The sequence below is a fragment of the Priestia sp. YIM B13489 genome, from assembly GCF_042787645.1.
GTDB lineage: Bacteria > Bacillota > Bacilli > Bacillales > Bacillaceae_H > Priestia > Priestia megaterium.
Genome location: NZ_JBHZOQ010000053.1, coordinates 2,493,013 through 2,518,680 on the forward strand (window position 1 = coordinate 2,493,013; position 25,668 = coordinate 2,518,680).

The window sequence follows — 25,668 nt, forward strand, 5'->3', positions numbered from 1 at the left end:
CGAATAAATCATAACAACAATTTAACATCTTTATACTACATTTACATTGGGAGAAAAAAATGGGCGTGTTTTGAGCTTTGTACGCTTCATTGACGCGTGCAAAGAACAAGTGCTATAGTATGTGTGCTCTAAAAGCTAAAGGAGCAAAGTTTTCAAAGGACGTGACTATGTGAACGAAACACTATTAGTAATTGATGGATTTAATTTATTAAGCCGCTGTTATTTTGCTACTTCTTATGGCAGAGATGAAGCAGCGTTGACAAGAAATAGTAAGGGCCAATTTACGAATGCCCTGAGAGTAACGATTCAAAAAATGCATGCATTGATTCACCAATATGAGCCAAGCCATATTTTCGTCGCTTGGGATGTTAAGCGTGAGGATACAAAACGTAAAGATACATATGAAGATTATATACCCCTTTTTAATGGGATTTTTACAAAAAAATAATAATTTAAAGTGTAATTAGAATATTCCCATATAGCCTTGGGAATATTTATTGGAATAAAAAAATTTATTGGTGTATTTTGTTATTGAATTATTAGAATGAAAAAACAGTCTGAGGATAGCATACTTACGTAAGGTTTGTTCATGAACCATTCACGTTTTCAATAAATAAACTTAAAAAATTAGATTTATCATATATATGCAAAAGCATTTCTCTTTAGTAAAATACTCTTCAAAGAAATTTTTAAGACTAAATATATATTTAGTCCTTCCTCTTTCCTTGTAATTAAAATTAATTCTATTAAGAAATAAGGTATAAAAAAAGAAAACTTGTATATTTTAGACGTTGCGATTTTTTTCTACTTACCACTGAATAAGCTACTTCATTTTGCAAAGTATTGAAATTTTTAATTTAGAGCCAAATTAAATTTTAAGGCAATTTATAACTATGAAAGATTCTACATAACGAAATGTAAAAAGGCAAAGACAGTTGTAAAACATTCTGTCATTGCCTTTTTCATGTTTAGATTATCCTCCTGAATTATGGAATGAAGCTATTTGTTCGTTTCATTCCTTTCTCTAATAAGAGAATTTAGTGTGCTGTAGAACTTTCTTAATTCATTTTCACGAGTAATTCTATTCTTTATTGCATTGATTGAAGTATGTCGACTTTTAAAAGGCTCAGTGTCCAATAAACCTTCAACCTGTTGTTGTATCACCTTATGTGTTTTTAACTTCCTCTGAACCTCCTCCTTTAAATGCACCCGTTCTCTTACATCTAATCTTTTCATGAAATCTCGTACTTTTCTTGTTCCGTATCTTCCTCTATACTTCCAACAATAACGTTGTAATGCGGCATGAGTACGATAAGACGTTCTCCTATAAGACCATGAATAAATATAAGCATGTCCTTTAATTATTTTAACAGAAAAGTTTTTAGGGTTACTTCTCATATAATTCACCTCTTAAATTTTTAAAATTTTAAACTAAATTATTGTTTTGTGTAAAAAAAGATGAATTTTTTGATAAGTTAACTTTAATCTATAAATGACAGTTAACTGTAGACAGTTAACTAAAAATTATTTACGTCGAGAGAATTACTGGTAATAGGGGTTCTTGGAGCATGGGGTAGGTTTCCTTTAAGACTTTTCTGGTGAGAGAAAGTTGTGGAACACATATAAGTTAAGTTATTGTTTTCCTAAAATTGTAAAGGAGATGGGGTTTAATGAGCAAAAATGAAAAGCTTTTAAAGTATACACAAAATGCAGAGTTCCCAAGAGAGGCAGGTGTCTATATTTTAGCCAACCGACAAAATGATAAAGTTTACATAGGATGCAGTAGGGATTTGCGAGCGAGGATAGCTGCTCACAGAAGTTTGTTGTTAAGTGGTAAACATCATAGTATTGAACTTCAATATGCTTTCAATAAAAATTATTTAGTTGTAAAAGTATTAGCTGTTATTCCCCATGCGAATCAAACATTGTTAAGAGAAGCAGAATTACTTCTCATACAAGCTTCTCCACACATTTTTCCGTCAGGAATAATTAACAAAAGGTTGGTACGCTATGCTGCTTACCCTAAATAAATCTGATAATGAGTAGAAAAGTTATATTCAACGGGTTTGAATATAAAAGGAAAATAAAGGCTTGTAAAAGAGCTTGAAAAAGTAGGAAAAGCTCTATTAACAAAAGGAGGAGCTTCATTCATGTATCGAATTATGTTTGTTTTTCGATTAGGTTCTACCTCATTTCTTTGTTGTGTAGGGATGGATTATATTAAAAAGGCTATGTTTACTGTTAACTTATATAGTCCTAATGATGATGTTAAACCTGACCATAATACTTCCCACTATCCAAAAGCGTTAGTTGAGCATTTAAAAAGAGAAAAAGACAATATCGACAAGGGTTTTTACAGTATTACTACTTGGGAAATGAAATTGTATACTAACAGGTTATAAGCTGCTTACTTTAATGGGCGAGTAGTAGTATATGAAGTGTAGAATTTATTTATTTTGTTAAGCGATATTTAATAGAAGCCTCCTGGTTTTCCAAAATCAGGAGGCTTCTTAAGTTGATTTCTATACAAATTTTTCGTATAGATGAATTAAGTTAAAGAATCTATTTATAATGATTTTTTGATGAAGCATCGAACGAATTTTCATAAGTATCTCTATATACAACTGTTACGTACAGGATTCATTGTGAACTTATACCTGCTTAATAGTATTTCGAAAATAAAAGGTTTGAACTTGAAAGATTACTATTGCAAACTAATGTTTTTTTAAAAAGAAAGATTAGTAGGTTGGAGAATATAAAACAATTTACACAGGAAAAATTTATTGTTATTTGGAAAAAATTAAAGGTAAATTAGGAAAAAAATACGTGTTATATGATAGAATAGTGAAAAAAATACCAATTTGATAACCTTTTGGGGGTTGCTTTTAATGGAGAAGAACAAACTTATAATTTTTAAGAAACCTACAGATGCTGTTGGTCCTAACAGGGGATTTATTTATCAATATCTAAAGACCCTCGTCTTATGGATAAACAATTATCGCCACAACAAAAATATGAATATTTATTGTGAAGTAGAAGATGACATAAAAGAGAGTGAAGAAAACTTAAAAAATATTAATTATACTCAATTAAAGTGTTATGGTGCAGTTTTAAGCTTGAAACACGAAGATGTGAAAAAGTCTTTGTATAACTTTTTTATTTTGTTTTTAATGAATGATGATTATGAAGGGGTTTTTGCCTTTGAAACTAATACATCTATATCCCGCAATGACAAACTCTTGTCTAAATGGTCTCTTGAAGCAGGCCGCCTAGATTTACATCCTGACCTCATGGAGGAAAGTATTTCAAAAACTAAGGAAATCCTTTTGGAGGAATTGGAAAAAGCTAAAATAACAAAAGAGTCATCTCTTCGGAAAAATATAAAGGACAATCAAAAGAAAATTCCTCAGGAAAAAAATAGCGCAAAGATAGAGGAATATAGAGGGAAAATTGATAAATGGGAAACGGAACTAGAAGAATACTTTTTATATCTGCAAGAATTAAAAGCAGAAATAATGGACAATGAGAATCTTAAAAACTTTGTCAATCGTGTAGAATGGGAATTTAAACGAATAAAAGCAGAAGACAGCTTAAAGGTACTTGAAGCAGAGGCATTAAGCGTTTTGCGCAATATTTTAAGAGCAGAAAATGACCCTAACATTTACTTCTGCCGATTACTTACAGAGGTTAGTAAAAAGGCAACAAATGAAGAGGAATCAGAAAGGATGCTAAATAATGACTTGTTCGAGCAGATTTTAAAAGAAACTGATGATGAGATAAAAGAACGAATATCAAAGGAATTAATGGAAGAATGGGAAAAGAGCTTGAGAGAGGGTTTTAATGGGGTACATGGTCACTTAGATAAGCTAGAGAAGAAAATTGATGAACTAGGCACTATTAATCCTCAAAGAAGTTATTTGGAGGAATATGCATTTGTAGGGCTCCCTCATAAAGAGGAAGAGGTGATACAAGCTTTTCTTTATAATGAAAAAAATGACCATCAAAGTAAATTGAAAGTAAAAATAGACAATATGGAAAATACTGATTTAGACACGAAAATCTCTTTTTTAGAAATGGGTACAGAATATCGGTGCCGTTACCTTATCTATCTTGAAGAGTTACATTTAAATTCGAGTAATGCGTATTCAGCTATTAAAAAGTTGGAAACAAAAGTTCAATTGCTGTGTACACGACATACTATGGCATTATCTAAAGCATCTTATGTAGATTCTAACGACGTTTACTTGGAACTACAAGATAAATTGGAAGCACTTCTAGAGGAGTTTAATTTTGAGATGGTCAAAAATGGAATTAAAATAGATTCGGATATTGTCACGGGACAGATGTTTCACATGGCAGCAAAATGTTCATTGAAATGGCATAAGGAGGCTCGAATAGGATGATGGAAGAGAATAACTCACTGAAAAAGTTCTTCAACTACTTGCGTAATCATGAGCTGAAAATGGAGACAGTGCCTTTAAAAGAACAAAAAGATTATCAACATCCGGAGGATGATTTTGATTTACATGCTTATCGAATTTTATTACTGATTCTTACTTGTGGTATCTTAAAACCAGGGTACTTTAATAGTTATACTATATATGGCCGAGGTAAGTTTTCATTTTATGATTTTTTGATTAGATACCCTTTTTATTTGGAAAAAGCATTAGTAATAAAGAATAAAAAGGCCTACATAAAGAATTTAGAAATAAAAAGTTATGAAACAGAAGAAGCTTTTTCACCAATGGTTCAATACATAAGAGGGCCATGGGACCATAAATATCCCAATATCCTAAATTATATGGTGAGTAAAGATTTAATTGCTGTTAATTATTCATATTTTAATAAGAGTCAAAAAGCTTTTTGTATTACATTAACCAACCTTGGAATAGAGATAGCTCAAGAAATAAAAAAAGAAGAACCTATTTGGGTAAAAAGAATGGAAGCTATAAACGCACTCTTTAAAAAAAATACACAAAATCAAACAGTAGAGCAGTTTGTAAGAGAGCACTTCCCAAAATTAATCTTAGGTAATGCAGGTGAATAATAATGTTTATAGAAGCAGTTAAGATAAAAATCATAGGAGAAAGTGGTAAAGAGTACGGGAGATATGTAAGTTTTTTAAATAATGGTACTATCCAAGAAATTAGTATGATTTATGGGAAAAATACTTTTGGAAAATCAACTTTGATAAATAGTATCGTTTATGCTTTGAAGGGCGAAGATATATACGGTAAGAAAAAACGTCCAATAAATTATGATACTATCCTAGAAACATTTTTAGGAGACCGTGTTAAAAGTGCTCAAGTTTATATTCAGTTGTATAACCAACAGCAAAGAGTAGTTGTTTTAAGAGATGCAATGGATAGCGAAGAGGCAGCTATTATCTTTTATGATGTTCATTTAGAGGAAAATGACAGTGGGAAATCTTTGTCGGAAAAAGCTCCATTAAAAGAACACTTTAAAATGACTAAAGATAGGAATTTAATTGGTAATAAGACCTATCAAGAATTTTTATTCTCATTTTTAAATATAGACCCTATTAGAAAAATAACAGAAGAGAACAAGGAAGAAGGGTTAATATTTTACATGCAGAATTTAATTCCTCTTTTTATTGTTATACAAGATGCATGGACAGATATACAGGCAAATAATCCAAGGTATACGATTAAAGCCGTAAAAGAAACAGCCTTTGAGGTTATTATGAAACTCTCCTCTTCGCATGTAGCCAAATATGACTCTTTATTAGAACAATACCAAAGTCAGCTTAGGCAAAAAACAAATTCTATTAAGGATTTGAAAGAAGTCGTTAATTTATTGAAATATGATAATACGATAGATATTGAAAACGAAATTATAAAAAATCAAGAGATAATTCAAGAGTTACAAGAAAAGCTCTCCCGATTGGAAGAAGGCAGACAAGTAGTAGATAATGTTTTAAGCTCCATCCGTGCCCAATTTAAACAAGCTAATTTAATTGTTAAAAGATATGAACAATCGCTAAATCTCTTGAATAGGGAAATCGCTGAATATGAATACTATATTAACAAAATTAAATTTGATATTGAGAAAAATGATAAATTAAAAACTGCAAAGAAATTAATTGGTAAGCTTCCTATTACCAAGTGTCCTAGATGCCTAAATAACCTCAATTTAGATGAGGATTTGGAAATCTCAACAGACCATTGTAGTTTATGTGGTAGTGAGATGCAAAGTGTAGATAACACTTCATCAACATTAGAATATCTAAAGGATGAGCTGTCTGATTTTAAAAGGCTCTTAGAATTAAAGAAGGAAGCAATGGAAGAAACCGAAGGAAAGCTCACTGCCGCACGTTTTGAACTTAAAGAAATTAAAAACCAAATGGATGAATACGATGAATTATTAAAGCCAAAGAATTTAGAACAATATGTTTACTATTCAAGAGAAGTAGGTAGAATATCCAATTCTTCTAAAGAATTAGAAAAGGACAGAGAAATAATTTCGAAGTATGAAAAAATAATAAAAGAAAAGAAGGTAGTGCAAACAAAAATAGAAGAGCTAAGAGCCCAAAAAAGAAATGCTCTAAGTAAGCAGGATGATGATAAAAGAAAAATCCGATTTTTTGAAAAAAAATTCAAAAAATCGCTAACAAACATGGATTTTTTAAGGTTTGGTTTTGAAGAGAAGCGAATTAAGGAAATTAAGGAAGACCTCAAGAAAAAGAGTACAAAAGAGCAAGTGCAAGAAACAGTTGCTGAGAAAATATATAGTAATATTAAAATTGATACAAAAGACTACAGTCCAAAAATAGAAGGAATGAATTTATACAATATTACCTCAAGTAGTGGTTTAATTCGTATAATGCTATCGTATTATACTGCATTATTAGAAACAGCTCTAAAGTTTAAGGAAGACACTAATCACCCCCTTTTATTAATTTTGGATGAGCCAAGACAACAAAATTTAGATATTGAGACTTTTAACGCTTTTTTGAGGGAATTGTACAATCTTCAAAAAACTTATCCTCATCAATTCCAAGTGATTTTAGCATCATCAGCAAAAGGTTCGTTTGAGGATAAAAACATTCAACTACATTTAAATAGCGAAAACTATCTAATTAAAGAAATGACAAACAGTTAATTACTTAATAATTAAGTCATTTAAATATTTTTAACAATATTATATAACAGAGGTGTATATAATATTCTGTAATAACATTAGAGTATTTTAATTAAATTAAAGTTTAAGTGCTACCGAAAAACTTTCTAAATTTTTAGAAAGTTTTTTTCTATAAAAGGTAATTCAATTAACTCGTCCAACGATAATATCCGATAGATAATGATTATGAACTAAACTTTTAGTAGGAATGTTGGTTATTAAACTTTAATCAAATTGTGTTATTCGTATCGAGTTTTATTAATTTAATAGTCCTAAAGAACGTATGAGCAGTAGTATTGCTATAAGATAATAGGTTAGTAGTTGGGTAGAAATCTTTAAACTGATTAATAAAATAAAAAAATGTTGAGGTAGTTTAATAAAATATTGAAAGAACCCTAATATAAAAGAATATAGGAAGTTCCAGAAAATATGGCGTTCAAGTTCAATAATTTTCTAAAAGTACTCTAGTGAGTTAATTAACAAGATATATGCATTGAGATATTGAAGTGGAAATTGTATAAAAAATAATTAATATAGGAGGTATATTCTCACATGGAATGTCCTAATTGCAAAAAACAAATGAATTTAGAAGTGGAGGAAAGCTGGGAAAAAAGCTGTCCTCATTGCGCATTTTATTTCTATTTAAGAGGTACTCTTAGAATTGCCTGTATTGCTTATTGGGAAGTTGATAGCAATGAAGATGTTTACTTTAAAAATATACATCAAAGAATATATAATCCTTTTATTCATGACAGAGACGGAAAAACAGACCAAATTGATGGAGCAGTAAGTATGAGGGAATATTTAATTAGCCAATTTAAGTTGTGTATAAAAGGTTACCCTAAAGATGACCTTTTGTTTATGATGTTAGGTTTAAGAGAATTGGCAACTTGGAAAATAATTCTTGAGCCAAATGATTATTGGGCTGCAACTCGGGTTAGGAATATTTCCCATGTATTTTCTAATTTGATTGAGTCTCTGGAACAAGAGATGTTTAGTGAAGATGGGATAGTAGACGAGACTAATTTTATATCTGCATTTGTGATTTCAGAAGAAATCGATAAAATTGAAAGTAATATACTTAATACTCGTATATTTGGATGGGAATCCTCTTTACCAGACATGCTTAAGCTTAGGCTAGAAAATAATTACCTTGCATGGTACCATCAGTACTTTGAAGTAGAAGAACTTCAAAAACCTGAAGAAATAAAATTTGAAAACCCTGCAATTATTAAATTTTTAGAGCAAAGAAAAATCCATATAGATACAGTTAAAAAAACAGTGAATGATGAGCTTGAAAAATTATTTGGATTTTCATTTCAAGACCTACATCAATTTAGGGAATCAATTATTTCTATTGCAGAGAAAGAAAAACAGCTATTCGATATTTTTCCCTTAACAAAAGATAAATTTATGAGAGTAACATTTATTTTCAAGGAACAATTAAATGGTTTATTCAATCAGGAGAAATTATCAAATATAATTAAATACCTATCGTATAAACCTTCTTATAAAGAAAGTGATGTAGATAATCCATCTAATTCTCACATGGACTATAAGTTTCTCTTTGAATATGAAAACATGTTAGCAATTGGAACAGCAGATTCATTAAATAGCATGACAATGTTTGAAAACATTGCATCATCTGACCACTTTATTCAGGATATTTTTGGCCAATCTGCAACTAAGGTATTTAAAAAAGCACAAGAAAATATAGCGTATTTAATTGGAATGAAAATTGCTGAGCATTTTGCCATTAAAGAAGAATATTTTGTTCCTACTCAACAAAAAAATGTACCACTTGTAAATTTTAAAACTGTAATTGGAAAAGGAATAAAGAAAAAAATTGTCAGCAAAAGTAATATGGATTTAGGAGATATCGATGCAGTTTGTGTAGATACTAAAAATAAAATTATAGTGTTGATGGAGATTAAATATTACAAACCAGCTATTAGTAACCTAGATATGTTAAAAAAAGATAAAAAAATTCTTGAAGATATTCCAAAAATAAAAGCTCGTGCGGAATGGTTTAAAGCAAATGTAACAGATGTAATTAATGCTTGGGGATTAGAGCCTGGCTCGTACAAGGTTTCTACATATTTAGTTACCGGTAGACCTAACTTTTATGGGGAACAAATAGAGAAAGAGAATGAAAACATATTTTATTTTACTTACGATAAAATTTTAAGGTCATAAAATTCTACCATTACCATATGGTTGAAGCTTAGTATTGAAGGGGGGAGAATATTTTCTTCCCCCTCGTCTATAGCTAGTAACGTGATTGATTGTTCAGTTATTACTACAGTTGCACTAACTGAAACATTTTTAGGGGTTTTGTAGACTGAATTAAAAATTACGATTTCTTTAGTTCTCGTTTAAATTTAATAATAGTCTTTCTTTGTTCCTCATTATGTTCTTTTAGATATATTAACAGTAAAGAAATTATTTTTTCCCATCTTTTTAAGAATTTATTACTCTGATTTGGATAGAAAGCATCTTGTTTCTTTTCTTGCATGTATTTTTCTTTTACAAAGCTTAAGAAGTCTTTCGAGTGAATTAAATTTCTAATTTCTATTATAACGCTCATTAAATCTTCCGATTCATAAAATTCATAAATATAATCATACGAGGGGTTTAAAATCCACTTTATCCTTTTTTCGTAACTTTTAGTATTTAACCAACTGAATATTCGGATGTTTTCGTACTTTGTATTGTATATCTTTTCAAGAGAATCTGCATTATGTTTCTTTTTGAATTTTTTCACGAAATTTAGAGGCTCTACATAAGGTATGTATTCTTTTTCATTCATTACGTAAACCAAGTACTGTAGGTCCAATAGCATTTCAAATGCGAGCACTTCAATGTTCTCAACTTGCAAAAATAGTCCATGGGCAACCTTGTTTCTTATTAAAGGAAAATGAAACAAGAAATAAGGCTTTTCATCATATTCAGGAACCCGAGTCCCTATTTCATTAACTTTCGTAGTTAAGCTATAACTACTTAACTCATCTGGGATAATTTCAAATTCATCACACATATCAAAAAAGATACCTTCAATCTGAATAGGAGCTATATTCATAAAGCCAAGATAGTCTTTATTTTTAAAAGCATTTACTGCACTTTTTATTACTGAATATCTTTTGTTTAAAACATGATTATCTTTCGTGCCAGTTTCTATATATTTAATCACTTCTGATTCTTTAATATAATTAAACAAAATTTCTTTATAATTATTAATGTTCTCACTTTTTATTTTTTCTAACTTATAACTAGAATATCTATAGTTTTTAAGTAAGGTTTCTGCTTCTTGTTTATTAGTGGCATAAGTTTTTTCGTAAGTATTTATAAAAGAAAAAAGCTCTTTAGTGAATTTTATTGTGATTGAATAATCATATCCAGTTTTGTAATAGTCCTCATTTTCTTGTATATAAGAAAATTGATACTTATACTTTGAGTTAGCTTCTTTTGCTTTGATAAGAGCTAAAGCTGCAATATCCAAATTCCTTATTTTGGATATTTCTTGTTCGACTAACTTATGATAATATCTACATTCTTCAATTTTAGACTTTATGGCTGGAAGTAACTCATGTGTTATTAGTTTCTTTTCTTTAATCAAGAAATTATAATCTTTAAATTTTTTTTTATAATTAGTAATATCTCTATTTATTGATTCAATTCTAGTATAGTAATTGCCTCTTTCTGTGTTTAATTTTTCTTCGAAATCTTGATTGTATATCCTTACGTTATCAATGAGCGTAAGTGTATCTTGTATCACACTTTTCACTTTTGAAAACTCATATTGAGGAGTATTCGACAATCTAATAATATCTTTAAAAAGGTAGGTGTAAAACTCTTCTTTTTCATGAGGGTAATCAATCTTTGTGTATGAAAAAAAGTCTACAAAGAAATTCCTTAATTCAGGAAAGGGTGTTATAGAAGTATTAATATTAAAAATTTCAAGAAAGAAATCGTGTATAATTTTGTCTTTATCGAGTTCTAGTATATTATCTTTTTTCAAAAGAATATTTGAATATGCAAACATATTATTCACAATTTCTTTCTTATTTATGTTGTTTATTTTTCCATTAGTAATCAATAGTGTTAAGCCACCTTTACGCAAACAATTTTGTGAAATTAAATGTTGATTTTTTATTTTTATTTAATGAACTTATTAGAGAACTAAAAGAAGATAAGAGAATCTAATATAGTATTGCAAATACATGATAGAAATAAGTTTTTGTCTATATTTCTAGTCGCTTGAAGGATTTGTTAAAGGACTTTAAAGGTTCTTCCTAAAGCAAACAATGATTTTTATGTATGATTGTTTGCTTTAGAATGTTTTAATAAGAATATAGTCTAAAATATAAAAGGAGTCATAAGTCTATGACAAGATATGAATTAACCTCTTACTGAAAAAGCTAGTAAATAAAAAGAAATTTTTGGAATAGACATTGACCCTGGGATTTTTAGGCAGCATTATTCAAAGTCATATTCATCATCATAAGTTGGCAATTTTCTTGTATCATTTTTTTTTGCTCTGTAAGATTCTATATTAGACACTAGTTCGTCATTTTCTATAAGGGGAGTACTATTTTTGAATTTTAAGTAAAAAGCAGTTGGGTCATCACAAAATGCCTCTTTTAGGGCTTGTTCTACTCTTTTTGTTTTTCCTTTTCCAGTATTTAATTGATTTTCTAAAGGGGTGTCTTTCGATACGCTATATTCGAACATTTTATATAGAGAGTCTTGTAATTTACTGTTTTGGTTAAGAACTTCATTGTTTTTTAATTTTAATTTTTGTATCTCTTGTTGAAGTTTTTCAATCTTATTTTCTAAAATTTCTTCGTTTTTAATACTAGTTTTTAATTGCTCTTCTAAAGGTTTTAGTTGAAGCTTTAATTGAGAAAAGTTGTTTTTGTGCGTTTCTAAGATGAAATCGATATTGGGTATAAAAACCTGCCTTTTCTTTGTTGCGGCAACAGTTTTTGACATCAATTCATTTACCTCATCTATTAACTGTCTTCCTTGATATTGTTTCTTTCTCCAAAAGTCATCACTTAGTTTAATATTTTTATAAATCTTTTCAGATATTTCCCCGGTGGCCTGATTTACTAACTGATAATACATCTTTCTTGTGAAAATTGGGTCATTTTCTTCCCGTAAATTGAATGCATAGTCTCGGACATTGCTATATTCAATTTCTCCTTTAATATCATTTTCTTCAAGGTACCGATGGATAATTTCTTGAATAACTTCTTTTCCGTATAATCTAGACTTGTTGGCCAATCTTTACACCCCCAAACCATTTTTTTCTAGGTTATATAGCGTTGATGCGCGTTTGAAAATTTCGTTATTGATTTTTTTTTGGGTAGACAAAATTTTTGAAGCAATTTCATCATTCAATTCGTCTTGGAAAACGAACCTTTGTAAATCTTTTAGAAAAGCAAAGCAATCGCTTATATTGTCATCACATTGTTTGATATAAAGATAAAGTTCTTCTTTTTTTTCATCAAATTCTTCTTTAGAAATTCGCCAAGAGTTACACTGAAGACAGTGAGACTCACATCGTTGAAGAGGGTCGGTGCAAAAACCTAGCTCCAACTTATTTTCGACTTTAGTCATTGGAGGCCTTATGATAAATTTCTTTTTAAACTCAGCGTCTAAGCGCATAGACAAAGAGAAGCTATCCTTATTTACCATTACTTCGCTATTATTCTCATCTGAAGATATTTTGATGCCTAACCTAAATTTTTGCATCATTTTTCGTGTTTCTTCTTCAATCCAATATTCCTGATGATTTTGATAGCCTTCTTGTGTTTCTAGTAAAAGGTGACCCCCAAATCTTGCAATTTCAGGTTTGCTCCAGCCTTGAGCTAGCATGTTAATAAAGGCTATGTGTCTTGTATCTATAGAACGCACTCTAATTAGTTCAAATTTCTTCTCTTTGACCCTCATTTTAGGCTTTTTACCTACTGGCGGGAGGTTACTATAACTTAATTGATAAACTTCCAAGACAATTCTAGCATAAAATCTTTCTATTAGAGTTGCCAAATCAGGGGTAAGAAAAGAATCATTATCTCTTTTTCTAAAACCTGCTTTATTGGTAAAAGGTAGTGTTTTCTCATAAACTAGACGAGATATTAAAGTCTTTCGCCCTACGTGCTTGTAAGGTTCTATCTTACTTAAATACTCTTGAATAAGATTCTCAATATGCCCTGGAATAGCAATTTTGTCTATTTTCTTCTTTTGCTTTGACTTTTTCTTTCTGGAACCTTTTAAACGAGGTAACTTTAAATAGCATATTCCCTCATGATATTTAAAACAATCTGGAGTTATACCGCAAAATTCAAATGGTCTTAAAGGAATAACGGTAGTTATTTTCCACCAAAGCAACAAGGGGAGATAGTGTATGTATTCATCACTGCCCTTATCGACAGTATCAAAAAAATCTTCCAGTATTTTAGAAAATTTTAAAATGTCCAGTCCTGATGGTATAAGTCTTGTTCTTCGAAGCATTTTTAAATTATTCAGCATCCGATATAATTTAAAAGTGTACTGAGCTTCTAAACTTAATTCATGGTAAAAAGATATAAAGTTTAAAACCGAAACTATTTTTTGTCTCTTAGGGCCATCAGCTAACTTTAACTCATTCAGATATTCATAATATGTTTCAAATGCCTCATCACTAAATACGAGAGACATAATAAGTGCTTCCTTTAAATGGTTAAAATAAGCCTTCACGGTATTTGGGGAAAGTTCATCCTTGGTAAGCCGATGAATAACCCAACATTTTAAAACGTTTTTAAGCTCAGGAATGTCAACGTGCTTAATAAACCCTAGTGATTCATTTACAAAACTAAAGTCAATAACTTCTTCATGTCCACTAATATAGTTTACAAACACCCATGTATCTAATTCAAATTCTAAAACTTTCACAAAATCTGCGTCCGTTTTAAGATTCTCTATAAGAGCTATGGAGTCTTTCACTGTGTTTTGATAATCGAATATTTCTTCTGTTTCAATGTCGAGTTCAATATCTATGTCTATTAGTTGCTTAGCAGCTAGTTTATCAATGTTCACAATTGCTCCTCACTTCTTTTTTAAATTGTTTGGAATTGCCGAATAGGGTTTATAATCTTTAGTTTTTCGTTAATTCCCGTAGCAAACATTGCTATTTCCTGTTTTCCGTACTTTACTTGGGCATGTTTTAGAAGCTGTAAATCAAGGGCTAACCAGTTTGCTAGTCTTACTTTTTCGGCTTTTGGTAGGTCTTTCAATAAGGATTTTTCTATTTGTGCGACTTTATTGAAAATTCGTTCTATAAGAGAAGAGAGAGCATAAAAATGTGGTATTGACAGTGGACAAGTCTCGCAATCTCTACCTGGGAATTTACAATTGTCTTCTGAAACTATACATTGGTAGTGTTTCTTCTTACTAGGCATTTGTCCAGTAATAACTTTATTATATAAATTTTTTGCTTCTGAATGAGGCATTTTCTTTATAATACTCTCTATAATATCTTTGTACTCTTTATTGCTTTTTAAAAATTCTTGGGAAGCATTATTTCTTACTTCTTGAACTGAATTGAGAAATAATGCAGTTTCTTCAATTTTATAAATGTCTCCAAAATTATCCTTTATATTCTTTATGTTCTTAGTTTGCTGAGCTTCAATATTGGTCTTTCCAAATACTATATTGGATAAAACATCTGCTATATGACCGAACATATCTCTATCAAATAATTGTAGAGATATTTCGTCCATTCGCTCTTGAGGTATATCAATATAAATATTTGTAGTTTCAAAATTGATATGACTTCTTAGGATTCTTATATACTCCGAGTCATTATTATCTCCTGTTTCGGATTGTATACGTGCTATCAAGCTAATTAGCGTTCGATTCATGGCCCTATTTTGGAAATCAAAATTCTTTATTTTAAAGTACTTGAAGAACTCTTTTTTTACCTTAGGAGCCATCTGAGCACCGTCATTAACCTTGTATATAATTGTTTCAGATGTATCATTGTAAGCTTGGGTTCTAAGTTCACAAATAGCAATAGCAGTTGCCAAGGCTCTTTCTACTTTCGGTGCGCAGAAAAAATTTCTAGTCTTCCCAGTTTTACTAACAAGCATATCAGCAGCTTTTATTCTAAAGATAATTCTTTTTACATCTTCATCGTTTAAATCATTTTCTACTAGCCAGTGTAAATCTTGAATTTGTGTTCCAGCAAGGCTTATACGAGGGATATGAAGACAATCACTGTGTCTCCATGCATTGTTTAAGTGTAACAATACATAGAGCCATGCAGAGTCATATCTGTTATAGTTCCTAATTTTAAAGCCACTATCAATAAACCTTAAAACATCATCTATAGCTTTGTTTTTATGTTCTTCAAGATTGGTAGCAAAAGAGAATAGAGAAGTATACTCTTCAGTTGTATAGACCTTTTTTTCATGGGCCTTAGAATGAGTAAGGCTCAAAGGATTAACAATCTTATTAAAATTAAAAATATTCTTAGCGAAATTGTTCTTCATTAAAAATACTTTATTTAAGAAAATAAGGTACTGATAAATATACCCCCTAGCTTTTCTAGATACTTCGTTGTTGTTCATAAGATTTAAATTAATTTGATTAGAAGTATATTCAAAAATCTCTTTCTTTAAATACTTTACTAGTAGTTCAGTTGCTCTAGTGAGGGCTTGAATAGTATTCATAATGCTATAATCTTGGTTTCCTTCATTAGATTTTAACACTTCAAATGCGTATTCAAACCAAAGCTTTTCAGTAATTGGAGTACTCTCTGAAAAAGAAACTTTTAATACATTTAAACGCCTACGAAATTCGTCAATAGGTGCATCCATTGTGCCTTCATTATGTAAAGAGTCTCGTCGCTGTTTCTCTTCTAGGTATCTAATGATGTCTTCTTTTTGATATAACCATTTTCCAACTCCACCTGTTGATTTATTTTTATAAAAAGGGGTTAAATAAGAGGGGAGAAGAATCTTTCTTACATAAGTTGCATGATTAATTGAATCTATGTTTACATCAGGAAAAAGCTCTTTCACTTCATCCTTTGAGTAATGAGATTTACTTAATTGTTCATATTCTTTTTTTCTTCTTTGAATAAGACTTAACACTTCTTTTTCTTTAAAATAGTGCACATTTCTTTTATTAAGTTGAGTAGGGGTTAATATGCCTTGAGCAACAATCTCTCTAAAGAATGTTAAAGAAACCTTTAGCTTTTCAATGGCTTGCTTTTGCGTCATATATCCATTAATCTCTATAGGTGGAAAGTTGCTTTTATAGGTTGAGCTTCTCTGGAATTTGTTGATGCCTTCTTCTAATGCATCTCTTCTTATAAAAGACTGATGTCTTAGACTCCCAAAGGAAAAGATTTGGATGGAAGGCCTCCGTTTCAACCATTTAGTAAAACTTGAACCATCATTAATCTTTGCTATTTTGCGTGCTTCCACAAGGGTAATATATTCTGTGCGAAAAATTTCCACATCTCTTTTTCTGAAGTAACTAGTGATACGCGAGCTAGGATTGTTAAAGTATAGAGCAGGTAGCTGAACTATCTTCATAAAATCCTTCTCCTGTTCGAAATGCTTGTTAAGATGCTCATAATTTTTTATGTATTTGTATAAGTTTCCTGGATGCATTAGATTAAATTCTTTTAGGATTTCCTCATAAAATACATGTTGTTCAAGAACTGATTCTTGTTCCAGCAAAAAATCTTCTAAAGAACCTTTTGAGATGTAAGTATTATTTTCTATCTGTTTAATAACAGTCAATTTTCCCGATTTAATTAAATTTTTAGCTCTTTTGTTAGATATACCATAGTCAGCTTTTAATTTATAAAATGATATCATATTTTATTAGCTCCATCTCTCCAATTGGCAATAACATCTTTACTATGTTCATTATCAATTACTGCGTTCGCTAACTGTTCAATAGCTCGCTGCATCTTTTGTTTTCCTGTTAGTTCTTCCATATATTCAACAACCGTTTTATCCCAGTTATCACCACGCGCATTTGCTGTTTCTCGTACATTCATGCCAAGGTCATCCAAACATATGTTAGTGAAAACACCACGTAATGTATGAGTATTTATGGGTTTTGAAGTTAAAAAAGAAAAATCTTCGTAGCGTCTTTGCTCCAACAATCGTTTAAGAAATACTTCAACGACTTTTTTGAAAGTTGTCTCGTAAGTTTTTCCAGACATAGGGTATCCTAATTTATTTACAAACAGAGAATCAGAAACTATGAATTTGACTTTTGATTTATGTAATTTCAACCAGTTATTGTGGGCTTCACGTACTTTATTTATATATGCGCTTGGTAATACATCTTGTAGCCTAGGTTTCTTTACAGCCTCTTTTTTCGTATTTTTTTTATGCTTAAATAAATGATTTTGTCTATCCTTAATATCTACAACTATAGTATTACCAGAATGAAGTATACTACCTGTAGTGAGATTTACAATTTCGCCGCGCCTTAACCCGCCAAATGCTTGCAGTGCCATGCCAAACGCTATCGACTTGCCTTTTTTTAAACTTAGAGCTGTATCAATTAACTCAACAAGCAATTGCTGCCGATTTTCACCAAAATCTCTTAACCCTTTTTTTACAACTTCAGTGTTATAAGCTCCTCTTGTTCTCACGAAGGGGGAGCTGTATTTACGCTTTCCTTTTTCGTCAATATATGAAGGTACCGTTAAATTAGGACTTATTATTCCATTTTCCTGAAAGAAAATATAAAAGTCTATTAATACTTTTTCTTTTCTATCCACTGTATCTTTCTTAACCCTTCGTCCAGCAAGATTTTTTTTATCATCAGCATGTCTTAAAAATCTAGACGCATGTTCAAAATTAAGTCCAAATATACCTTCATACCTTAAACTTTGAAAATCTTTATCATTTAGAACTGTCATTTTCCTAGAAAAATTCAAGAACTGGCAGACTGTACTTGCAACTTGCCTTTCACGCTCAAGAGACATGGATTTACTTCTATAACTTCTTAAGAAATCCGTTATTGGGTGAGGACATTCAACGCCGTTTTTATCTATTACAGCAATAATGTAGTGTCTTTCTTCCCCTTGTTCAGCACCGTAATCATCAAACTCATATAAAAACTTTTCTCTGTAGATGTATTTACCTTTTTCTTGGATTTCTCTCATGTTTATACCTCAAATGTATTGAAATTTAGAATTCAGTATTTTATTCTTATTTCTAATTCATTAAGTTCTTTAAACAAAGTTTCTTTTGAAATGTTTAAAAGTAATTTGGTAAATGGGAATTCGTGTAATTCAGCAATATCACAAACGATTGCTGACAATTCTTTACTAATATAAGCGGAATCTTTCCCTGCAATTAATTTCTTTTTATAACGATTGAATTTTTTGTCTAATTCTTCAATCTGTTCGTAAATTTTCTCTAATGAGCCGTATTGTTGAACTAAAGGTATAGCTGATTTTTCACCAACACCCGGACAGCCTGGGATATTATCACTTGTATCTCCTAAAAGTGCTTTTACATCAATCCATTGCCTTGAAGTAATACCATACTCATCTTCAAAATGTCTTAGGGAATAAACTGTTTCACCATTTTTTTTAGAAGCAATTATTTGAGAGGTATTCTCACTAAGAAGTTGTAATAAATCCTTGTCATTACTATAAATTAAACATTCTCCGTATGAACTTGAACACCACATTTTAGATAGTGTTCCTATCACATCATCTGCCTCATATGAAGGGATAGATACTTGTTGTATTCCAATGTTGCTTAGGATTTCCGTGCAAATTTCGTATTGTTGAATCAAAGGTTCAGGAAGCTCAGAACGTGTTGATTTATAAAAATCGTACTTTAGCTTTCTAGCAGTTTCGTTCCTTTTTACATCCCAGGCTACTGCTAAATGTGTAATGTCGTGTTTAGCGATAAGATTAAATGTTTTTTGGAAGAAGATTCTTAAAGCGTTTGTATACACACCTTTACTACTTCTTATCAATTGTTCTTCACTTTTTCCATAGGCGGTAGCAAAATATCCTCTGCTTAATAAATTAAATCCATCAATTAAAAGTAATTTTTGTATTTTCATGCTTAGCTCCTTATAAAAAATCAATTTTCGCATTGCTGATAATCTTAGAGAAACATAGTTGTTAGCAAAATATTCTCTACAAGGGTCAAGGATTTACTCCTTTTTAGGGGGAATACCTGATGTTAAGGTGGGAAAATAAGTTGTAACTAGCATACACCACACATTCTTAGAGGAGGATTTAGGTGTATAGTAACCCAATTAACAAAAACTTTCTCTAAATAGTTCATTAAGTCTTAGTATTGCATCAAGAATACAATATCCAAAAAATAAATTAACTGCTACTAACTTCCTCTTGAATAGTTTAATGTATTTATCCCGAAAAATCAAATTTAGGGAATATTGTTTTATTTAAAAAAAGTTGTTATAACAGTGTAAAAGAAATCATTTATAATTTATAATTAATTATCCCTATAAATGGGTATATAACGCCCTATATAAGCAAACAAGAGCAGAGCTGCCTGAGCCGCTGATTCAGCAGTATGAAACGTTAAAACAATTTTTTGACACAGTAGGCATTTATCAAATGTCATTGTCTTCTTATGAAGCAGATGATTTAATTGGAGCACTTGTAAGCAAGTGGAGCAAGGAAAAGCAAAGTCCAGGGTACATCTATAGCAATGACCGAGACTTGCTTCAGCTCCTAGATCAACATATTTCGCAAATTATTGCCAAAAAGCAGGTTGGCGATCTTGTTTATGGCTTCAAGCACTTTCAAGAAGAATACAATATTCATCCTCGTCAATGGGTGGACGTAAAAGCATTGCTTGGTGACAAATCGGACAATATTCCGGGTGTTCCTGGTGTAGGAGAAAAAGCCGCACTGCCTCTTATTCAACAATATGGCTCTATCCATGAAATTTATGCACAAATTGAACAATTAGATCCAGCTTTTAATCGTTACAAAAAAAAGCTGGCCGAAGGAAAAGAACTAGGTATGCTTAGTCGTGAACTTGCTGAGATTATTATAGACATTCAAGAAATCAGTATGTTAAATTGGGAATATTTAACATTTATGTATGATTATGAACGATGGAATAAAGAAATTCAAAGTCTAGAACTAAACATTAGGATTCGCTCATGATTTTTAGTACAATACAATTTATGAACATGAGAAAGGAGTAACAAGCGTGCAACCAATTCATAAAGAAACAGTCCAAAAAAAAATACAAACATTTTTAAATAAAGACGTATATGTACACCTTGAAACGACAAACGGTGCATATGCTTCACACGTAAATGAAAAAGTAATGACAGTTGGGGCTTTTATTCGCAATGGTAAAGTCACTATTTCAAACGGAAAGATAACTGGAGAAGGTCCTTATCGTGTAGGTCTTCAAATTGATTTAGGATGGATTTATGCAGAGGGATTAACAGATTGGGAAATTGATGAAGAAGGCCGACTTCTTCTAGCTGGGCATGACTTTGAAGGTCGTTTAGCAGTTGCCCTTCAATTAAGTGAACATCCGTTTTCATAAGAGAAAAGAGAGGAGAATAGAACATGGAAGAAAGATTATTAATTGTATTTCCGCATCCTGACGATGAAGCATATGGAGCAGCAGGAATGATCACGCAAGCTAGACAAAAAGGAACGCCCGTTACATATGCCTGTGTTACGCTAGGTGAAATGGGACGAAATATGGGTAGGCCGCTGTTTGCTAACCGTGAAACTTTACCTCAAATCCGAAAAAAAGAACTTTTAGATTTAGCGAACGTTTTAGATATTCAAGACTTGCGTATGCTAGGACTTCGTGATAAAACGCTGGAATTTCTTGATATTGATGTTTTTGCAGATAAAATTGAAGAAATCATTAACGATGTAAAGCCGACTCACATCTTAACACATTACCCTGGCTTTGCAGTACACCCTGATCATAATGCTACGGGTGCAGCTACGATTCAAGCGGTAAAACGTATGCCAAAAGAAAAGCGTCCGGTTGTTTGGTGTCATGCGTTTTCGAAAGATCGTATTGAACATATTGGAGAACCAGATGTTATTTTTGATGTAACAGCGATGAAAGATAAAAAAATTGAAGCGTTAAAAGCCCATCGTTCTCAAACAGAAGGAATGATGAACGCAATTGACTTCGATCGCTTATCTGACTATCCGCAAATGGAACGTTTATTAACTAGAGAAGAATTCTGGACATATAACTGGGAGTAACAGATGAAAAAACAGCGAATTTTATTTATTGGAGCAGGACGAATGGCTGAAGCTGTAGCTGCTGGTTTGGTTACGAGCAGCGCTGACAGTATTGAGGGAGTGGTGATGTCAAACAACGGAGATATTGAGCGGTTACAGCGTGTTGAAACAACGTACGGCGTACAAACGACGCAAAATTGGCGCCAAGAAGTCGACAATTCGGATGTTATTATTTTAGCGATGCCTCCTGAGGCCCATCCTTTCGTGCTCAAGGAACTTTCAACTCATTTAAATCAACAATTTGTCGTAACGTTAGCGGCAGGGATTGGTCCGAGTTACTTAGAAAGTCATCTTCCGCAGGGTACGCCTGTCGCTTGGATTATGCCAAATACAGCTGCTATGATTGGACAATCGATGTCACTATATACACTTGGAACTTCTGCCACAAAAGAGCATAAAGAAGTGCTTCAAATGATTTTAAAAGGAATTGGTAAAGCGCATGAGTGTTCAGAGAAAGAAGTACATGAGCTAACGGCTGTAACTGGCAGTGCACCGGCGTTTTTATATTATTTTGCAGAATCGTTAATTGATGCAACTACTGCTTACGGTGTGGACGAAAAAACAGCCAAAGATTTAGTTATTCAAATGATGTATGGCTCTGTACAAATGCTGCATGAAACCAAAGATCCTGCGTCTTTAAGAGAGCAAGTAACAACTCCAGGCGGCGCTACTGCCGAAGGGTTAAAAGTGATGAAAGAACAAGACTTTTCCCTAATAATAAAGCAGGCAATTGAAGCAACGAATAAAAAAGCAATGGGTGGAAGCTAAAAAAGCTCATACAACCATATGTTAGCTGGAAAATCCGAACTATAGTTCAGCATTCTTTCATTGGAATGTTGAATCAGTTCGGATTTTTTAATGAATAGACTTCCTTAACATACATATATTCCTCTTTGGAACTGTTTTTTCTCTATGGCCCAAACTTTTTTAGTCATCAACAAACCGCTTTTTCATATCAGAAGTTGGGAGCATGCAGTGCTGCTGTTTGCCAAACCACTTATATCGGTTGCGAGCGATCCAGTTGTATACTATATCTCGAATAGGTGCAGGAATGATAATGAAAGCATATAAAAATTTAACGGGTCCATCTAAGCGCTTGGCGATTTTTAAAGCAGCCGTTGATTTTACATATCTTTGGTTTCCATGAATATATACAATGCTGTCTAATTGCTCAGGAAGTAAGCCGTGAGAGGCTAGCTGCTGCTTTCCGAAATCTGATTGAAGAGAAGCGAAAGAAAACAAAGCTTGTTCATCATGTTTAATAATATATTGAACACTGCTATTACATAAATTACATATACCATCAAAAAGAATTAAATGTTTCATTGGACGATTTCGCTCCTATTCCATAAAAAAAGTATAATTACTTGTCATTTTTGAAAAATAAAGGTACGTTTAAAAGATGTGAAAGTGATCCAAATTCAAAGGTAATTCGATTATATAATAAGGACTCATAAGAGTTAAAGGAGAAGGGTATGAAAGAGCAAAACGACGTTGTCTTATACAATAGAATAAAAGAACGAGACAAAAAAGCCCTTGAACTGCTGTATGACAAGTATGAGCGAATTCTTTATTCGTTTATATACCGGTTAACAAATAGCTCTGATATTGCTGAAGAAGCTGTTCAAGAAGTGTTTATTAAGCTGTGGAGAGGAAAAGGAGTTTACAGCGATGAAAAAGGGAAGTTTTCATCATGGCTGTTTACGATTACAAGAAACACCGCGATTGATATTGTAAGAAAAAGAAAAAACGATCCTATTTTCTCAGAAGAAATTTTTGATTTTATTGAAGATGATCATCCTCAGATTGACGAGCAGCTTCAGTGGAAAGAAGAACAGCAGAGAGTGCGGCACGCTGTATCAAAATTGTCTGAAGACCAAAAAAAGATTATTCAATCCGTTTATTTTAAGGGATTAACGCAGCAAAAAGTAGCAGAAGAGCAGCAAATCCCATTAGGAACAGTAAAGGGTAGGGTGCGATTAGCGTTGCGGAAATTAAAAACATATTTAGGTACTGATGCAGAAGGGAGAGCTGATTCATGAGTATGTGCAATAAACTAATTGATTACTATAATGATCAGTTGACTTCCCATGAGAGAAAAGAGTTTGAAATGCACTTGAAAAACTGTCAAAGCTGTCAAGAAGAACTAAGAGAGCTGGAGGAAGTTCTTGGAGATCTAACGTATTTGACACCAGAACAATCTCCTCCGCCAGAAATGAAACAGCGAATACTTGCGAATGTATTCGAAGAAGAACAAGGTGAGACAAAGAGAGAACCAATCGCTTTAAAAAATGAAAAACAACATGCTGCGTCTAAGAAATCAAATAAAAAGTCCATCATTATTGGATTAGCTGCGGCACTTCTTTTATCCCTTGCAGGAAACAGCTACTTTCTGTTGAAAGATGGAGACAAAGGCAAACAAGAGCCAAATGTTTCGGTTGCTCCTCAAAACGAACCTCTTACATCTGAAAAAACAATGAAGCTGCAGGCAGAGCCGAACGTTTCTGGCGAAGCAACAGCATCTCTTACGAAAAAAGGTGGAAATCTAAATGTGGTTATTCAAGCGAATAACTTGAAAAACGTAAAGGGGAATGAAGTCTATCAGGTGTGGCTCATAAAAGGTGATAAGCCTCATCCGGCAGGTGCTTTTGTAACAGATAAAAATGGAAACGGGACAGTGGTCTATACGATGAGCCAAAAAGAACAGACTGAAAAGTGGGATGTTATGGCGATTACTTTAGAACCGAATGCGAATAATAAGACGCCAAAAGGAAACATTGTGTTAAGTTCAGCGCTCTAACAAAAACCCTTCTGCTAACAGAAGGGTTTTTGTTACGTGCAGTTAATCATCTTCAAATTGTATGGCAATGGTTTGATCATTTTCTATCTTATTCAGTCGAATTTCCAATAATCCATTTTTGTACTTAGCGCGAACTGGTTCGTCTGTGTAGTGAAAAGGAAGTTTGACCGTGCGAGAAAATACGCCTGTATGGCGTTCGTTGAGCTTTAACTTTTGTTTAGATGCTTCATAAGCATAAGGAACGTTTCCTTCAACTGTTAATATATTTGCGTCCAACTTGATTTGAATGTCGTTAGTTGAATGCAGTCCAGGAACCTCAACGACGATAATGCCTTCTTTATCGGTTTCATATAAGTCGACGTTTGGAAATCGCTTGGGCAAGATGTGATTTAAATCGCTCCAAAAGTGATTTCCAAGCATATCTTCTACCTTATGCTGAATCGAACCCCAATCAATCTCTTCATATTTTTTACTCAAAGGAAACCCTCCTTATATTCACGTAAATTCCTTCTATATATATGAAAAAAAGAAAATTCAATGCCTGCTTACAAAAAATGAGAAAAACACGTAAATAAGTGAAAAAATGTGAGAAAAAAAAGAGATTTTGAGTGAAAAAGAAGGATTATGTAGAATAAAAAAAGTATAATTACGTATAGAGCTTTCTATTATCCTGAATGAAAGCAAGTATGTGAAGGAGGAAGTTGAGATGAGAGAAAAGCGTACATCCAGTGGTTTTCTATTAAAACAACGTGCTTTCTTAAAATTATATATGATTACGATGACAGAACAAGAGCGTCTGTATGGCCTTCGGTTATTAGATGTGTTAAGAGATGAATTTCGACCTTTTGGATTCAAACCTAATCATTCTGAAGTATACAAAGCCCTTCATGACTTGATTGAAGACGGTGTCCTCAAACAGGTGAAGCGTAAAAAAGAAGGAATGAAGCTTCAAGAAGTGGTTTATTATACATTTACAAATGAGGGAGAAGAGAAAGCTAAATTATATAAAAAACAATTAAAAGTAGAGCTGGAGCGGTGTGAAGCTATGATTCAAAAAGCTATTCGTGACAACTTCGGGTCCAAATGAACGTGTCTTTAGGTAGAAAAGACACGTTTTTTCTATAGCTGATTTTGTCGTCTTATGTCGGAATAAAAGTTATAAAATGGGTACAAAGTAGTGTAAAAGATGGATATATAGTTATATTATGGATAAAATACACACTTTTAACATATATGGATGAATTCGATTTTAAAGATTATGCACTATTCATAAATAGTGTACGAATTGATATGATACAAAGTGTATATAAATCTATTTAATGCGTTATTTGCCATATTTTAAGAACTTATAAACCGTTATCAGACCATCATTCAAGCATTTTGGTTTTAGCAACTCTGACGAATTTGACTAGATTTGTATCGAGAAGATATT

Annotated in this window: 22 protein-coding genes and 1 pseudogene; 14 read left to right on the plus strand and 9 right to left on the minus strand. The window is 31.9% G+C overall.

What is annotated here, in order from left to right; genetic code table 11:
- The first annotated feature begins 169 nt into the window (after positions 1 to 169).
- A complete protein-coding gene (locus ACFX4W_RS18535) occupies positions 170 to 448 on the plus strand; it encodes a hypothetical protein (protein WP_377559892.1) in 279 nt (92 codons plus the stop codon).
- Positions 449 to 999: 551 nt separating this feature from the next.
- Here the strand turns inward: ACFX4W_RS18535 and ACFX4W_RS18540 are convergent.
- On the minus strand, positions 1,000 to 1,398 hold the full coding sequence (locus ACFX4W_RS18540) for a hypothetical protein (RefSeq protein WP_377559894.1): 399 nt from the start codon (positions 1,396 to 1,398) through the stop codon (positions 1,000 to 1,002).
- A 272-nt stretch (positions 1,399 to 1,670) separates the two neighbouring features.
- On the opposite strand from ACFX4W_RS18540, the gene ACFX4W_RS18545 reads away from it, so the two are divergent.
- The 6 genes and pseudogenes from ACFX4W_RS18545 (at position 1,671) to ACFX4W_RS18570 (ending at position 9,336) form a co-directional block, all read left to right on the plus strand.
- Complete coding sequence (locus tag ACFX4W_RS18545) at positions 1,671 to 2,030, plus strand: GIY-YIG nuclease family protein (RefSeq protein WP_377559896.1); 360 nt, start codon at positions 1,671 to 1,673, stop codon at positions 2,028 to 2,030.
- A gap of 120 nt (positions 2,031 to 2,150) precedes the next feature.
- Positions 2,151 to 2,402 carry a hypothetical protein gene (locus ACFX4W_RS18550; protein WP_377559899.1) on the plus strand — a complete coding sequence of 84 codons (252 nt, stop codon included), beginning with the start codon at positions 2,151 to 2,153 and terminating at the stop codon, positions 2,400 to 2,402.
- A gap of 486 nt (positions 2,403 to 2,888) precedes the next feature.
- Entirely contained in the window at positions 2,889 to 4,403 is a 1,515-nt protein-coding gene (locus ACFX4W_RS18555; RefSeq protein WP_377559901.1) for a hypothetical protein, read from the plus strand.
- Positions 4,400 to 5,047, plus strand: a complete 648-nt coding sequence (locus ACFX4W_RS18560; RefSeq protein ID WP_377559903.1) for an ABC-three component system middle component 4 — start codon at positions 4,400 to 4,402, stop codon at positions 5,045 to 5,047. The genes ACFX4W_RS18555 and ACFX4W_RS18560 overlap by 4 nt, the downstream gene beginning before the upstream one ends.
- Before the next feature lie 104 nt (positions 5,048 to 5,151).
- Positions 5,152 to 5,913: pseudogene (locus ACFX4W_RS18565) on the plus strand (AAA family ATPase); the annotation flags it as partial.
- 1,779 nt (positions 5,914 to 7,692) lie between these two features.
- Entirely contained in the window at positions 7,693 to 9,336 is a 1,644-nt protein-coding gene (locus tag ACFX4W_RS18570; protein ID WP_377559905.1) for a hypothetical protein, read from the plus strand.
- A gap of 157 nt (positions 9,337 to 9,493) precedes the next feature.
- On the opposite strand, the gene ACFX4W_RS18575 is transcribed toward ACFX4W_RS18570, so the two are convergent.
- From ACFX4W_RS18575 to ACFX4W_RS18600, 6 genes are all read right to left on the minus strand, one after another.
- Complete coding sequence (locus tag ACFX4W_RS18575) at positions 9,494 to 11,236, minus strand: hypothetical protein (protein ID WP_377559907.1); 1,743 nt, start codon at positions 11,234 to 11,236, stop codon at positions 9,494 to 9,496.
- Between the two features lie 380 nt (positions 11,237 to 11,616).
- Entirely contained in the window at positions 11,617 to 12,426 is an 810-nt protein-coding gene (locus ACFX4W_RS18580; protein WP_377559909.1) for a restriction endonuclease subunit S domain-containing protein, read from the minus strand.
- A 3-nt stretch (positions 12,427 to 12,429) separates the two neighbouring features.
- Positions 12,430 to 14,220 carry a hypothetical protein gene (locus ACFX4W_RS18585; RefSeq protein ID WP_377559910.1) on the minus strand — a complete coding sequence of 597 codons (1,791 nt, stop codon included), beginning with the start codon at positions 14,218 to 14,220 and terminating at the stop codon, positions 12,430 to 12,432.
- 20 nt (positions 14,221 to 14,240) lie between these two features.
- A complete protein-coding gene (locus ACFX4W_RS18590) occupies positions 14,241 to 17,012 on the minus strand; it encodes a hypothetical protein (RefSeq protein ID WP_377559912.1) in 2,772 nt (923 codons plus the stop codon).
- Positions 17,009 to 18,319, minus strand: coding sequence for a hypothetical protein (locus ACFX4W_RS18595; RefSeq protein ID WP_377559914.1), 1,311 nt, complete (start codon positions 18,317 to 18,319; stop codon positions 17,009 to 17,011). The genes ACFX4W_RS18590 and ACFX4W_RS18595 overlap by 4 nt, the downstream gene beginning before the upstream one ends.
- A 32-nt stretch (positions 18,320 to 18,351) precedes the next feature.
- Positions 18,352 to 19,236 (minus strand): 5'-3' exonuclease, encoded by an 885-nt coding sequence (locus ACFX4W_RS18600; RefSeq protein WP_377559915.1) that lies wholly within the window; start codon positions 19,234 to 19,236, stop codon positions 18,352 to 18,354.
- Between the two features lie 397 nt (positions 19,237 to 19,633).
- Between ACFX4W_RS18600 and ACFX4W_RS18605 the strand changes: the two genes are divergently transcribed.
- Genes ACFX4W_RS18605 through proC form a run of 4 tightly spaced genes read left to right on the plus strand, consistent with a single transcriptional unit; the run spans position 19,634 to position 22,204 of the window.
- Positions 19,634 to 20,317 (plus strand): 5'-3' exonuclease, encoded by a 684-nt coding sequence (locus tag ACFX4W_RS18605; RefSeq protein ID WP_377560546.1) that lies wholly within the window; start codon positions 19,634 to 19,636, stop codon positions 20,315 to 20,317.
- 46 nt (positions 20,318 to 20,363) lie between these two features.
- Entirely contained in the window at positions 20,364 to 20,711 is a 348-nt protein-coding gene (locus ACFX4W_RS18610; protein WP_013056714.1) for a YojF family protein, read from the plus strand.
- Between the two features lie 23 nt (positions 20,712 to 20,734).
- Positions 20,735 to 21,397, plus strand: coding sequence for a bacillithiol biosynthesis deacetylase BshB2 (bshB2, locus tag ACFX4W_RS18615; RefSeq protein ID WP_013056715.1), 663 nt, complete (start codon positions 20,735 to 20,737; stop codon positions 21,395 to 21,397).
- Between the two features lie 3 nt (positions 21,398 to 21,400).
- Positions 21,401 to 22,204 (plus strand): pyrroline-5-carboxylate reductase, encoded by an 804-nt coding sequence (gene proC, locus ACFX4W_RS18620; protein ID WP_237074835.1) that lies wholly within the window; start codon positions 21,401 to 21,403, stop codon positions 22,202 to 22,204.
- 159 nt (positions 22,205 to 22,363) lie between these two features.
- On the opposite strand, the gene ACFX4W_RS18625 is transcribed toward proC, so the two are convergent.
- Positions 22,364 to 22,762, minus strand: a complete 399-nt coding sequence (locus ACFX4W_RS18625; RefSeq protein WP_013082859.1) for a thiol-disulfide oxidoreductase DCC family protein — start codon at positions 22,760 to 22,762, stop codon at positions 22,364 to 22,366.
- A 149-nt stretch (positions 22,763 to 22,911) separates the two neighbouring features.
- Here ACFX4W_RS18625 and ACFX4W_RS18630 point away from each other — a divergent pair, with 149 nt between their 5' ends.
- Together ACFX4W_RS18630 and ACFX4W_RS18635 are read left to right on the plus strand one after the other, a co-directional pair.
- Positions 22,912 to 23,478, plus strand: a complete 567-nt coding sequence (locus ACFX4W_RS18630) for an RNA polymerase sigma factor (RefSeq protein ID WP_025752052.1) — start codon at positions 22,912 to 22,914, stop codon at positions 23,476 to 23,478.
- Positions 23,475 to 24,236, plus strand: a complete 762-nt coding sequence (locus ACFX4W_RS18635; RefSeq protein ID WP_237074837.1) for an anti-sigma factor — start codon at positions 23,475 to 23,477, stop codon at positions 24,234 to 24,236. The genes ACFX4W_RS18630 and ACFX4W_RS18635 overlap by 4 nt, the downstream gene beginning before the upstream one ends.
- A 42-nt stretch (positions 24,237 to 24,278) precedes the next feature.
- On the opposite strand, the gene ACFX4W_RS18640 is transcribed toward ACFX4W_RS18635, so the two are convergent.
- On the minus strand, positions 24,279 to 24,713 hold the full coding sequence (locus ACFX4W_RS18640) for an Hsp20/alpha crystallin family protein (protein ID WP_013082862.1): 435 nt from the start codon (positions 24,711 to 24,713) through the stop codon (positions 24,279 to 24,281).
- A 229-nt stretch (positions 24,714 to 24,942) separates the two neighbouring features.
- On the opposite strand from ACFX4W_RS18640, the gene ACFX4W_RS18645 reads away from it, so the two are divergent.
- A complete protein-coding gene (locus ACFX4W_RS18645) occupies positions 24,943 to 25,323 on the plus strand; it encodes a replication termination protein (RefSeq protein ID WP_013056721.1) in 381 nt (126 codons plus the stop codon).
- Positions 25,324 to 25,668 lie beyond the last annotated feature (345 nt).